The following is a 12,900-nucleotide window of genomic DNA, read 5'->3' as shown; positions in this document are numbered from 1 at the left end:
TTTACGGACTATAGCCTAGCCACATAAAGCCTTTGATCGTTTTCGGAGATGTCTAATATTTTTACGCTGATAAAGGCTTTTGCTATCAGTATATTTTTACTCTAGCACTAAGTCTTCCATAAAATAAGAGACGGTAAATTTACCGTCTCTTATTTTTATTGAGAATTAAGTTATATAAATTAGTTTTTACAGGCTTGCCAAAACACCAATAATACCGTGTCCTGTGAATACTTCTAAAGCTATCAGAGAAACAAAACCAATCATTGCTAAACGACCATTGAGCATTTCTGCATAGGGAGTGAAGCCAGTGCGATCGCCTTGCTCATCTATATAAACTTTTGGCTCGATCGCAAAGTTGTTCAGCTTGCCTTGGTCATCAATTATAGCAGTGCTTGTACGCATGGATTTTTCCCTGTTTTCTCTTTATGTAAACAACTGTAACAAACTTGTTAATATTTGTAAAGTATCTTAATCTCATCAAGTAGAAGTCCAAGGCAGAGATATGATAATGAATCGAGTTCAAAGCCATGTCTAACGAACAGGCTCCGCGTCTTCTGCATAAGCACTTTCAGTCACGGTAGTTTCTCATGGGGGAAACCCCCAAGACCGAACTACCTCACAAATCCATTCCCCATAAGCTAATGCATCGATTTCGAGTAGAGGTTATCGCCAAAACGCCAAACCCGCAGCAGGTGATTTATGCCGCGATGCACCAGGACTATACCGATGGGTTCGTGTTTGATGAGCGCGACTCCTGGCCGTCGGAGTCACAAAGCGGCGAAGTTATTGTTAAGCGACTTTTAGCGGGTGAGAGGGGACACTATGGGCCTCTAGAGCATCCTCAGATTGTTTTTAACTGTGGTTACTTTCCCCACAGTGTTATGCAGCAGGCTCGTACTCATCGCGTGGGAGTATCATTTGATGTTCAATCTTTTAGGTATACAGGCAACCAATTTATTCATGTACTAGAAGGTAAGAAAGACATAGAAGATGTTTTTTACCTACGCCCTATTGGTTATTACACTGATAGACAGGGCAAAAAATACCATTATTCACCAGAGCAACGAGCAGCAGATTTAGAGTGGTGTCTGGAAGCAGCTAAACGATATCAAGCTGACTTTGAGGCTGGGATGTCTGAAGAACACGCAAGAGGTAAAGTGCCTTTTGATTATCGCCAGCATTTTGTAGTTAGTTTCAATTTAAGGTCTTTCTTGCATTTTTGTGACCTGAGAAATAAGAAAGACGCTCAACTTGAAATTCAGAAGTTGTGTGAAATGATGTGGCCTCACTTTGAAGACTGGGCACCTGCGATCGCACAATGGTATGAAAAACAGCGTCTGGGTAAGGCCAGACTTGCGCCATAATTGAATTAATAACGACCATCATGGTGTACAGGTTTGAACAATTAACTCAAGCGGAGGTAGAGTCTATGCTAGGAATCACGCTCAAGGAAACGCGAGTTTACCGAGAAATTAAGGAAGCAGGACGCGAGGAAGGACGCGAGGAAGCAACAGCTAATCTCATTCTCCGGCAATTAACTAAGCGATTTGGAGAACTTTCTGAGGATATACGCTCTTCAATTTCTGGTTTACCTTTGCCTGTTCTGGAAGATTTGAGTGAAGCACTGTTAGATTTTACTAGTTTGCCCGATTTACAAGTTTGGCTAGAAGTGCGATAAAAAAATGGAGGTAAGACAAGCCCAACGGTAAACGCAATTGCCCACTAGATACATCTGCAATCAAATTATTATCGGCAGTGCAATTGGTGAATAGATTTAAGTTCTATATTTTGTGTAAAGTTTTTTTAGATATCATTCAGTCTAAATACGAGCCAAAGTTACAATTTCTTGCTGATCCTGATATTTTCCCTGGCGTGCTTCGTAGCTAATAGCGCAGGGTTCACCTTCTAAAAATAGCAATTGCACCACGCCTTCGCTAGCGTAAATGCGACAGTCAGCACTAGAAGAATTAGAAAATTCTAAAGTTAAATGACCTCGCCATGCAGCCTCAGCAGGCGTTAAATTTGCAATTATGCCACATCTTGCATACGTAGATTTACCTATACAAATTACTGTAATATTTTCAGGAACCTCCAGCTTTTCTAGAGCAACCCCAAGTCCATAGGAATGAGCAGGTAAAATAAAGTAACTGCCACTGGCATCAGTATGCAATGCTGTTGGCTCTAAATTTTGGGGATTAAAGTTTTTGGGATCGACTACAGTTCCGGGAATGTGGCGAAAAATGCGGAACTCTGCCGAGGAAAGGCGTATATCGTAACCATAAGAAGACAAACCGTAGCTAATTACAGGTTGAACGGCTACAGACTCATCTTTTTGCACTTTTCGGATTAGGCTTGGCTCAAAGGGCGAAATCAAACCCTGTTGAGCCATTTCATTAATCCAGATATCGTTCTTAATCACAAGTTCGTTGCTAACGTTAATTTAAACAGACTTGATATATTAGCACGAACCGAGTACTTTGTTTAGGGTCGATAACTCCGACGAATCTCTGTAATTTGATCTGCTACATCCAAGAGAGATTTGGGCATTTCTGGCCCTGTGAGAATGATATCGACGTGGGGAGGGCGTTTTGCCAGAAACGCTAAAACTTCGGTTTCAGGAATTAAACCAAAGTTAATCGCTAAACTTAACTCATCTAAGACCACGAGAGAATACTTGCTCTCACACACTACTTGTTGTGTATATTGCCACAACTTTTGCAAGGCTTGATTTTCCGTATCGTCTAAATGTGGTGTATCTATACAACGAGGTAAATCACAGCGAATCCAATCTAAATTTTGTCCTAGTTGTATGGGTCGATCGTGTCCTTGACGAATGCCTCCTTTGAGGAACTGCACGATTAATACTGGCGTTCCTTGTCCAGCTATTCTAAGTGATTGAGCTATCACGCTTGTAAAAAAATTACGATGTGAGCTAGTGAAAACTTGCACTAGTCCTTCAACTGGATATGGCAAGGCAAGAGTTGAATTGATACTTTGAGTTTCTAGCTGGGCAATCATAGGGTTTAAGTTCAAAAAGATACAATAATTAAGTTTGTTGTTGTCAGTAATTAGTACAAATCTGCCTATATAATCAATCTGTTTTTCACAGGTGTGGTGGATTTGGCAAATTGCATTATTAGTCAAACACTAGGTTTGTGTTCAAGTCAAGAGTTGTTTTGATTTAAATTTCCGTCTTTTCCTTGAAGATAGTTGTAAAAGTTAAAACACAAGAGTTTGAGTTCCGATTATTTAACAAAGCTGGGTATAACGTCTGAAAATCGCTAAATGTTAGATTTGTCGGTTGTTTGGGAAAAACAGACTTAGCAAGTAGTGAATTTGACAGCATGAGGAGTGAATTGTTGTGAGATTGGTGATTCTGGGAGGTTCAGGATCGGGGAAAAGCACTCAAGCACAAAGGCTTGGCAGATACTTTGATATTCCTCTGATTTCTACAGGTGAGATTTTACGGGAAGCAATATCTGGCAATCAGCCCCTGCCGGAATTTCGATGGTCTCAAGCCGATCCCCGGACTTCTCTCTCGGTTTACGCTAGTCTGAATGAACTAGGTTATCACGCACTGCCCTACATACAAAAAGGGGAGTTAGTTCCAGACGAAATGATCGTTGATTTGATCAGAATTCGCCTCAGACAACCAGATATTAACTGCGATTGGGTCTTAGAGGGCTATCCTCGTACTGCCTTCCAAGCTGAAGAATTAGATTTTTTATTGGATGATTTAGGGCAAAAGCTAGATTGGGCAATTTATCTCCAAGTTCCAGAAGCAGTGATGGTTAGCCGATCCTTGGGGCGATCGCTACCAGATGACCAACCAGAAATCGTGCAGCGCCGTGTAGAATTATTCTACGATCGCACCATTCCAATCCTAGAATATTACGACCGTCGTCGCTGCCTATTGACCATCAATGGCGACCAGTCACCAGAAATGGTGCAGCAAAATATTTTGACTCTGCTTTCAGTTCCTTAGAATAGAGACGCGATTAATCGCGTCTGTACAAGAGTTAGGGAGAATTCTTCCCAATGCCCAATGCCCAATACTTCGACTTACCTCGGCTTCGCTCGGCACAAGTCGCTCAGTACAAGTGCCCAATTCCCAATTCCCAATAACACTAAGGTAATCTTAAGGCAGTATTGTAAAACTTGAGGCAATTCTAATGGCTTGGCAGCGTCCAGACGGCCGTCTTCCTTACGAACTACGTCCGATCAGCTTTTACCCCAGTTTCACCCGCTTTGCCCCCGGTTCTGTTCTCGCAAGATGCGGTGATACTCAGGTACTTTGTACTGTTAGCGTTAATAAGGGAGTCCCGAAGTTTCTCGAAGGAACTGGTAAAGGCTGGTTAACTGCTGAGTACCGAATGTTACCATCTGCCACTCAAAAACGCCAAGAAAGGGAATTATTGAAATTATCTGGACGGACGCAAGAAATTCAACGTTTAATTGGGCGCAGCTTACGGGCAGCAGTTGATTTTGAGGTACTAGGAGAACGCACGCTGACTGTAGATGCCGATGTCTTGCAAGCAGATGCTGGAACTCGAACAACAGCTATTACAGGCTCGTTTGTGGCGTTGGCTCATGCGATTTCTAAACTGTTGCAAGAGGGCGTGTTAGAGCGATCGCCTCTGTGTGGACAGGTAGCAGCAGTTTCCGTAGGATTACTGGAGGAAGAGCCATTTTTGGATCTTAATTATATCGAAGATGTGGCTGCAACAGTAGATTTTAACGTGGTGATGAATCAACACCTGGGAATCATTGAAGTCCAAGGAACAGCCGAAGAAGGGAGCTTTAGCCGCACTCAGTTGGATCAACTCTTAGATGTCGCCCAAAAAGGAATTCAGGAATTGTTAATCGTTCAACGCGAAGCGATCGCTGATTGGGAATCATTGTTTGTGATTAATTAGTTTTATTAATTTTTAATAAGAATTAATAAATGTGTCCTCTGTGGTGTTACACAACAAAGTATCAAGTAACTGGGTGTAAATAAAAATAATCATGAAAGGAGTTAGTAGTTAGTACAATTGACCACTGACAACTTACTGTTGAGGGTGATAATGAGCATCTACATTTTTCCAGCCTACTTAATCGATGATGTTAAATGTTTCAAAAGTTAAAAAGGGGGATTGTAATAAGTTCGGTATGGTATTGCTGGAAGCCAGCAATATGATGATGAAGCCATGAGCAAAACCGTTGAAGTTCTACCGGATCAGCCGACGCTGGTTGCACGAGCGCTAGAATTAATTCTGTCTAAATTAGAAACTGCCATTGAGCAGCGAGGGCGGTTTACCATCGCCTTATCTGGCGGCAGTACACCTAAACCGCTATACGAAGCGATCGCTACTCAAAAACTGCCTTGGGATAAAATTCATATATTCTGGGGGGATGAGCGTTACGTACCACCAGATCATCCCGATAGCAATGAACTGATGACGCGTCGTGCATGGCTAGATCGTGTTGATATCCCAGCAGCTAACATTCACCCCGTACCAACTTTAGAAGCCAATCCAGAACTGGCGGCTGCTAAGTATGAACAACAACTCAAAGAATTTTTCAATTCTTCTGGGGTAGAGTTCCCCGCGTTGGATGTAGTATTACTAGGAATGGGTGATGATGCACATACTGCATCTTTGTTTCCCCACACAGAGGCTCTCAAAGTACGCGATCGCCTGGTGACTGTAGGTAACAAAGACGGAAACCCCAGGATAAGTTTCACATACCCCTTCATCAACTCTGCTCTCAGTGTGATTTTTGTGGTTGCTGGTGCTAATAAACGCCCAGCTTTGGCGCAAGTCTTTGCACCTGTAGCCGATGACTTCACTTACCCATCCCGCTTAATTCGACCCCAAGGTGAACTTTGGTGGCTGCTGGATGCGGCAGCAGGTTTGGAACTGCAACATTAAATTTGGGAATTGGGCATGGGGAAGAGGCAGAGGGGCAGGGAGTAGGGGGCAAGGGGAGGGAATGAAAAATTACCTCTTTCCCCATGCTCCCTGCTCCCTGCTCCCTTATCCCCCCACATTTCCCTGTGTCAATTCGATAGTTCCATTAGCAGTAATTGCTAGAATCTAAAGCTAGGGCCGCCCTCTGCTTGCCAGTCCTACCTATGTTTATGATTATCTTGAACAAAGGCTAAATATCGATGATCGTCTGCCCTAATTGCAATCATCCCAACCCTGATGGTGCTGTCCAATGTGAAGCTTGCTATACACCGTTACCCGCGACTACTAACTGTCCTAGTTGTGGGGCAAGTGTACAGGCAGATGCTGCATTCTGTGGCCAGTGTGGCTATAACCTTCACTCCGCAGGAGTTCCACACGTTCATAATGCGGTAGCTACAACAGTTACTCCCGATGTTCCTGTGGAAGTACCGCCATTAGTTCCACCCGATCCACTGTTAGAACTTTTACAACCAGATGCTTTGGGAATGAGCGGTTCTACTAACTCTCATCCTCCCAGTTCATCTTTACCAGCAACAGAGGTGGCAGTTCCGCCAGAGGCAACTGTTATAGAAAATAGCCCCCCAGAAGCAGAGCCAAGCGTCGCTGTACCCGTAGTTTCTGGACAAAGTATTCCTACTCCACCACCGTTGGAACCAGCGCCACCCTCTGAAGCTGAACTACCCCCACCAACTGCACCAGCACCAACTGCAACTGTTGCCAGAACGCAATTGCAGCAGGTTATAGCGCGGTTAATCCACGTTCAAACCGATCGGCTAATTGAATTGCCGCAAAATCTCTCTGTGATTCATATCGGCAAGCCTAATGACCGGATTCCTCCAGATATAGACGTTTCAGGATTTCCCAATTCAGAAGTTGTCTCGCGGATTCATGCAGATATTCGGGTTGAGGGAGACGCTCACTATGTAGAAGATGTGGGAAGTTCTAATGGTACTTACATTAATAACTTGCCCCTTTTACCAGGGAATCGTCATCGATTACGACCAGGCGATCGCATCAGTTTGGGTAAAGGAGACTTAATGACATTCCTGTTTCAACTTGCTTAACTGATTTTCCATGAATTTTAGATTTTGAATTTTGGATTTTAGATTGAAGAAATAATCTAAAATCTAAAATCTAAAATCCAAAATTGAATGTCCCACGATTAAGTCGTGTCGTGGGGATAATCTAAAATCTAAAATCCAAAATTGAGTGACCTATGAGGGAACCAAGTAAAAATTTTGAAACCTTGCTCACCCAAGAAGCCCCGCCAGTTGTTGAACGTATGGGGCTAACCTGGCTAATTGCAGCAGCGATCGCAACTGCTTTACTGTGGCAAGTACCAGGAGGTGATTATATCTTATACCCATTTACAATTCTGGCAACCTGGTTTCATGAAATGGGTCACGGCTTAATGGCACTCCTATTAGGGGGACAATTTCAGAAATTACAGATTTTTAGCAATGGTTCCGGTGTCGCAACTTATGGCATCCGGTCGTCATTCGGGGCAATTGGCCCGGCAATAGTCGCAGCAGCAGGGCCAATGGGGCCGCCTCTTGCCGGTGCAGCTTTGATTCTGGCTTCCCGCAGTTTTACAGCAGCTTCTCTAAGTTTGAAAATATTAGGGAGTTTTTTACTACTTTCTACATTAATTTGGATACGTTCCTGGTTTGGATTGGTGGCAATTCCCTTGTTGGGTTTAATAATCTTGGGCATCGCCCTGAAAGCACCTCGTTGGGCGCAAGGATTTGCCATTCAATTTCTGGGTGTACAAGCTTGTGTGAGTACGTACCATCAACTCGATTATCTATTTAGTAGTTCTGCTGGCCCCCTTGGAATTTCTGATACAGCGCAAATGCAGCGATATTTGCTTTTACCTTATTGGTTTTGGGGCGGATTGATGGCGATCGCATCTCTGGTGATTTTAGTCCAAAGTCTCCGCGTTGCCTATCGTTCAGAATGAAAATACAGATTAGCGATCGCCCTTTTGCAGTCACGAATTTAACCCTCAGTACCTTAATTGCTGAATTAAGTACAGAGTGCCTGAAAGTACAAGCCTTAGTTAACCAGTTACAGTTATCTAGTTTAACTGCTAATCAACAAGCTGAAATTCTCGCAGAACTCCTAGCTGCTGCGGTTCATCTGCATAATCATTGTGACGAAGATTTTCAGACGCTAATTGCTGAGGAAATGGAGAATTTGCCAGATAATGAGGATTGATTGGTGGCTTTAGTCTAAAGTTATTGCGATCGCCAATCCTTACCTAAGCTGACGGTTGAGCGCGAATTTCATTAGCGCAAGGACGACCATTTTCAACATCAGCAATATTAGCAAAAGTTGTTTCTGCAATATTGTGGAGAGCTTCTGCTGTAAAAAAGGCTTGATGTCCAGTAATTAGTACATTGGGGAACGTTGTCAGACGTTGGAAAATATCATCTTGAATAATTTCGCCAGATAAATCCTCAAAAAACAATTCCGATTCTTGTTCGTAAACATCCACACCGAGATAGCCAATCTTACCAGACTTCAATCCCTCAATCACTGCTTGGGTATCAATCAGCGCTCCCCGACTAGTGTTAATTAGCATCACGCCTGACTTAATCTTTTCTATAGCCTCAGCGTTAATCAAATGATGCGTTTCGGGAGTCAGAGGGCAATGTAAAGAAATAATATCAGAGTTGGCAAATAGCTCAGGTAGTTCTACATACTTTCCACCTAACGCCTCCAATTCTGGATTGCGATAAACGTCATAGGCGAGTATGTGACAACCAAACCCCTTCATAATCTGTCCTAAAATCAGACCGATTTTGCCTGTGCCGACAATCCCCACTGTACGCTCATGCAAATTAAATCCCAACAGTCCATCTAGGGAAAAATTGCCTTCTCGGACACGGTTATAAGCCCGATGAATTTTGCGATTCAAGCTTAAAATCAATCCTACGGCATGTTCTGCTACTCCATAAGGTGAGTAGGCGGGAACACGCACAACAGTAACTCCTAAATCTGCTGCGGCTTGTAAGTCTACATTGTTAAACCCAGCACAGCGAAGGACAACCAGCCGAGTACCCCGTGAGGCGAGAAGTTTTAAAGTTGGGGCATCAACCTGATCGTGTACAAATACGCAAACCGCCGGAAATCCGGCAGCGAGGATAGCAGTATCCCGATTTAAACGGGGTTCAAAAAACACTAATTCGTGTTGTGTGGGAGAATTTACAGTTGATAAAAACTTGCGATCGTAGACTTTTGTACTGAAGACTGCTACTTTCATGTAAAACCTCAAGCTCTATACTGCACGGTATCCGACTACATAATACCTTGGCAGTTAAAGAAGCGATGTTTAATACGGGCTATTCGCTATCGTATTTTTGAACATTGCCAGTATTCAGAATTGATGTTTGTACAAACGGTTTAATAACTATAGGATTAACCCACCAAAAACCTGAAATCTCTTTCGCACTCTCCCCTATAATCCAATACGGTTCAGTTAAGAAAAATAGTAGAAAAATAGTAGGCTGGGTTGAGCAATAGCGAAACCCAACAAATGGTTAATAATGTTGGGTTTCGTTCCTCAACCCAACCTACACAACTTTTAGTTTTTACCCTTAACTGAACCGTATTGCCGTATAACCTTATTTAAATAAAAAACAAGTAAATAAAAAGCCCCCTTTTTAAGGGGGTTGGGGGATCTCTTCTGCGTAAATCCGAAACTAAAGCAAAAATCTAGAATTCAGAATAAATAATTAAGGTAAATTACTGACTTTTGGCTGCTCGAAGTAGCCATACATGACCCTAGAAACTTGACGAATAAAATCCTTAGCTCTAATGTCATTATTTGGTCTACGCACGAAAATTCCTGCTAAATAACGCTTGCCTGATGGCGTTTCAATGATACCTGCATCACCCAACACAAATCGCAGAGTCCCTGTTTTATGAGCAATATTTGCACCATAACCTAAGCCAGATGGAAGCAACGTTCTATTATGACAACGAATCATAATACCTAAAACTTGGGATTGACTTCTATCAGAAATTAACTGATTATTTGTAATCAAAGCTGACAGTCGTACCAAATCTTTTGCACTAGTTTTATTAGTTCCTTTAAAGTCTCCTAACATACTGTGAATCACAGTGCTTTGCAATCCCCAACGGCGAAACTTTTGATTTAATTTAGATACACCACCTAAACGATCGATAATCATATTTGTAGCAGTGTTATCGCTAATAGTCATCATCTTGGTTGCAGTTTGCAAGAGACTCAGCTTAGTTCCCACTCGTTGATACTGTAAATCTCCAGAACCGCCAGTGACATTTTTCCGCCGCATCACCAAAGCTTCACCGAGTTTGATTCTGCCTGCATCTACTTCCTGAAACAATGCAATCAAAATCGGATACTTAATTGTGCTAGCAGCAGAAAATGCTTTATCACCATTAACACTAAAATAATCACCTGTTTTTAAGTCCATAAAAAAGATTCCGGGAGTGAGGAATCTATAGTGAGCCATTAATGCTTTAATAGGAGTTTTTAGTTCTGATATCTCGCGTCCTAGAGGAACTACACCAGTAAATTTAGAACTATTTATTGGGTTGCCAGGATCGCCCAGAGGAACCGGAGGAATAAATTTAAGTTTTGGTAATTGTAAATCAGATTGATTTGCACTCCAGTTATTTACGTTGCCAACTTGATTTGTGTTGGGATTCGCTTTTACTGGAGACGATAGTAAAAAAATACTTGTAAGGCTGAGTAATAACCAGCGTAGTTTCATGTAGTGCTGTAAGGATAGTGTTGGATTTATTTACAGAGATTTTCTCAATAAGTTAATGAAATCCGGATTGATTGACATAGTAATCACTAAGGTATCCCATGTCAAGAGATATGAAAAACAGATTTATTGGAAAATTGAAAATAAAATGTATGGTAAAAAAGCACAATGTATAATATAGAGAATATGCTTTTATCACATCAATTGATTACATTTTTATACAAATAGTAAGAGATTATGATTGCAGTTTTAATTTTGCTAGCAATGATTTATACATACATATAGCAGTCCTAAATCATTTGTGAAAATTATATATTTATTCCTTTTTTCTTCCCTTTGCGACGGCAGTCGCTCATGGGGGAAACCCCCAAGACCGCAGTGGCTCCCCAAGACCGCGCTGCCTCTCCTTGGCGTTCTTGGCGGTTCGTTTCCTTGTCTATATTTTTCACGAATCAAATAGGACTGCTATAGCAATCTGGATAAAAAAGCAATTGCTTCGCTCTAATTCATAATTATTAATTCATGATATCAAGTTCGGATAATTAGTTATGGTTTTTACACTTAGTAACTACGGTGTTAAAGGTTATTTATAAAGTAAAAATACCTTAGTGGCGTGACAAGTCTAAATTGGTGGAGTAGAAAAAGAAATGGTATAACTATACTGGATAGGTGAAATCGTCTATGTAGTTTTACTAATGCCAATCTACCCACGCATCTGCTAGAGATTTGAAAGGTTTACTGTTATATAAGAAATGCTTGCCAGAGTCTGGAGTGCATCAATTGTGGGCATCGATGCCGTAAAAGTCGGCGTAGAAGTCGATGTCTCAGGGGGATTACCGGGAATTGTTGTCTTGGGACTACCAGATTCAGCGATTCAAGAATCGAGAGAAAGAGTCAAAGCAACGCTGAAAAATGCAGGTTTTGCCTTTCCCATGCGGAAAATTGTGATCAATTTAACTCCGGCAGATTTACGCAAAGAAGGCCCCTGTTTCGATTTGCCTATTAGTGTGGGAATTTTGGCGGCTTCTGAGCAAGTTAGCGCTGATTTGTTGGGGGATTATCTATTCTTAGGTGAAGTGTCTCTAGATGGCAGCTTGCGTCCGGTGGCTGGTGTTTTACCGATCGCAGCAGCAGCCCAAAAAATGGGAATTGCAGGTTTAGTTCTCCCTGCTGATAATGCCCAAGAAGCCGCAGTGGTTCAAGGCTTGGCTGTTTATGGTTGCAAACATCTGTCTGATGTGGTGAATCTTTTAAATAATCCAGGGCGTTACAAACCTGTGCAGATGGATAGTACAGTAAACATAACAACACCATCTTACGCTAGTGCAGATTTGCATGACGTGAAAGGACAAGCTCATGCGCGTCGGGCTTTAGAAATTGCTGCTGCTGGTGGACACAATTTAATCTTTGTCGGGCCGCCTGGTAGTGGGAAAACCATGTTAGCACGACGCTTACCAGGAATTTTACCGCCCCTGAGTTTTGCAGAATCTCTAGAAGTGACTCGCATTCATTCGGTGGCTGGTTTATTGAAAAATCGCGGTTCGTTAGTACGCGATCGCCCTTTTCGCAGTCCCCACCACTCAGCATCCGGGCCTTCTCTGGTTGGTGGCGGTAGCTTTCCTCGTCCTGGCGAAATCTCATTATCTCACAGAGGTGTGCTTTTCTTGGACGAGTTGACAGAATTTAAGCGTGATGTATTGGAATTTCTGCGTCAGCCTTTAGAAGATGGCTACGTCACGATTTCCCGTACCAAACTATCAGTAACGTTTCCCGCGCAGTTTACTTTGGTGGCGAGTACCAATCCCTGTCCTTGCGGATACTATGGCGATACCATCCAACAATGTACTTGTTCTCCCCGCCAACGCGAGCAATATTGGGCAAAACTTTCTGGGCCGTTGATGGATCGGATTGATTTACAAGTTGCGGTGAATCGCTTGAAACCAGAAGAAATTACCCAACAACCTACGGGAGAAACATCAATATCAGTGCTACAACGAGTGCAACAAGCAAGCAATCGCGCCATTACCCGTTTCCAAGAAGAAACAAATCTGCGTTGCAATGCCCAGATGCAAAGTCGTCATCTCCAGAAATGGTGCAAGCTAGATGACGCTAGTCGCAATTTATTAGAAGTAGCCATTAGACATCTCCAAAATAGTAACACTCTGTGCTAAAAGAACATCAGAGATGTTTTT

At 42.4% G+C, this 12,900-nt stretch carries 13 protein-coding genes and 2 pseudogenes; 9 read left to right on the top strand and 6 right to left on the bottom strand.

Translation table 11 applies throughout. The features are described from left to right. Window positions 1-186: 186 nt before the first annotated feature. Window positions 187-402 (bottom strand): chlorophyll a/b-binding protein, encoded by a 216-nt coding sequence (locus HWQ36_RS33840; RefSeq protein WP_292711417.1) that lies wholly within the window; start codon window positions 400-402, stop codon window positions 187-189. 239 nt (window positions 403-641) lie between these two features. Here HWQ36_RS33840 and thyX point away from each other — a divergent pair, with 239 nt between their 5' ends. Both thyX and HWQ36_RS33830 read left to right on the top strand, forming a co-directional pair. Then, entirely contained in the window at window positions 642-1,364 is a 723-nt protein-coding gene (gene thyX, locus HWQ36_RS33835) for an FAD-dependent thymidylate synthase (protein WP_292711414.1), read from the top strand. Then, window positions 1,358-1,678, top strand: a pseudogene (locus tag HWQ36_RS33830) (DUF4351 domain-containing protein); the annotation flags it as partial. The gene thyX and the pseudogene HWQ36_RS33830, both read left to right, overlap by 7 nt. Window positions 1,679-1,819: 141 nt before the next feature. On the opposite strand, the gene dcd reads toward HWQ36_RS33830, so the two are convergent. Together dcd and HWQ36_RS33820 are read right to left on the bottom strand one after the other, a co-directional pair. Next, window positions 1,820-2,389, bottom strand: coding sequence for a dCTP deaminase (dcd, locus tag HWQ36_RS33825; RefSeq protein ID WP_292711422.1), 570 nt, complete (start codon window positions 2,387-2,389; stop codon window positions 1,820-1,822). Between the two features lie 92 nt (window positions 2,390-2,481). Continuing rightward, entirely contained in the window at window positions 2,482-3,018 is a 537-nt protein-coding gene (locus HWQ36_RS33820) for a P-loop NTPase family protein (protein WP_292711412.1), read from the bottom strand. Window positions 3,019-3,361: 343 nt separating this feature from the next. Here HWQ36_RS33820 and HWQ36_RS33815 point away from each other — a divergent pair, with 343 nt between their 5' ends. The 6 genes from HWQ36_RS33815 (at window position 3,362) to HWQ36_RS33790 (ending at window position 8,168) form a co-directional block, all read left to right on the top strand. Further along, on the top strand, window positions 3,362-3,985 hold the full coding sequence (locus tag HWQ36_RS33815) for a nucleoside monophosphate kinase (protein ID WP_292711409.1): 624 nt from the start codon (window positions 3,362-3,364) through the stop codon (window positions 3,983-3,985). A gap of 187 nt (window positions 3,986-4,172) precedes the next feature. Continuing rightward, the gene (rph, locus tag HWQ36_RS33810) at window positions 4,173-4,916 is read left to right on the top strand and encodes a ribonuclease PH (protein ID WP_292711406.1); all 744 of its coding nucleotides are present in this window, start codon (window positions 4,173-4,175) and stop codon (window positions 4,914-4,916) included. Between the two features lie 273 nt (window positions 4,917-5,189). Beyond that, the gene (pgl, locus tag HWQ36_RS33805) at window positions 5,190-5,912 is read left to right on the top strand and encodes a 6-phosphogluconolactonase (RefSeq protein ID WP_292711404.1); all 723 of its coding nucleotides are present in this window, start codon (window positions 5,190-5,192) and stop codon (window positions 5,910-5,912) included. A 239-nt stretch (window positions 5,913-6,151) separates the two neighbouring features. Further along, window positions 6,152-7,015 carry an FHA domain-containing protein gene (locus HWQ36_RS33800; protein WP_292711402.1) on the top strand — a complete coding sequence of 288 codons (864 nt, stop codon included), beginning with the start codon at window positions 6,152-6,154 and terminating at the stop codon, window positions 7,013-7,015. A gap of 152 nt (window positions 7,016-7,167) precedes the next feature. Further along, on the top strand, window positions 7,168-7,911 hold the full coding sequence (locus HWQ36_RS33795) for a M50 family metallopeptidase (protein ID WP_292711399.1): 744 nt from the start codon (window positions 7,168-7,170) through the stop codon (window positions 7,909-7,911). Then, a complete protein-coding gene (locus HWQ36_RS33790) occupies window positions 7,908-8,168 on the top strand; it encodes a hypothetical protein (RefSeq protein WP_366830180.1) in 261 nt (86 codons plus the stop codon). Before HWQ36_RS33795 ends, HWQ36_RS33790 begins: the two co-directional genes overlap by 4 nt. 43 nt (window positions 8,169-8,211) lie before the next feature. Here the strand turns inward: HWQ36_RS33790 and HWQ36_RS33785 are convergent, their stop codons facing one another. The 3 genes from HWQ36_RS33785 to HWQ36_RS33775 all read right to left on the bottom strand — a co-directional run bounded on the left by HWQ36_RS33785 (window position 8,212) and on the right by HWQ36_RS33775 (window position 11,157). After that, entirely contained in the window at window positions 8,212-9,216 is a 1,005-nt protein-coding gene (locus HWQ36_RS33785; RefSeq protein ID WP_292711396.1) for a 2-hydroxyacid dehydrogenase, read from the bottom strand. A 472-nt stretch (window positions 9,217-9,688) separates the two neighbouring features. Continuing rightward, the gene (locus tag HWQ36_RS33780) at window positions 9,689-10,711 is read right to left on the bottom strand and encodes a serine hydrolase (protein WP_292711394.1); all 1,023 of its coding nucleotides are present in this window, start codon (window positions 10,709-10,711) and stop codon (window positions 9,689-9,691) included. A 305-nt stretch (window positions 10,712-11,016) separates the two neighbouring features. Continuing rightward, window positions 11,017-11,157, bottom strand: a complete 141-nt coding sequence (locus tag HWQ36_RS33775; protein WP_292711391.1) for a hypothetical protein — start codon at window positions 11,155-11,157, stop codon at window positions 11,017-11,019. Window positions 11,158-11,460: 303 nt separating this feature from the next. Between HWQ36_RS33775 and HWQ36_RS33770 the strand changes: the two are divergent. Further along, window positions 11,461-12,855 (top strand): annotated as a pseudogene (locus HWQ36_RS33770) (YifB family Mg chelatase-like AAA ATPase); the annotation flags it as partial. Between the last annotated feature and the right edge of the window lie 45 nt (window positions 12,856-12,900).

It is taken from the genome of Nostoc sp. NMS2, assembly GCF_017115105.1.
In the GTDB taxonomy this organism is placed as follows: domain Bacteria; phylum Cyanobacteriota; class Cyanobacteriia; order Cyanobacteriales; family Nostocaceae; genus Nostoc.
This window is presented reverse-complemented; position numbering and strand designations above follow the sequence as displayed.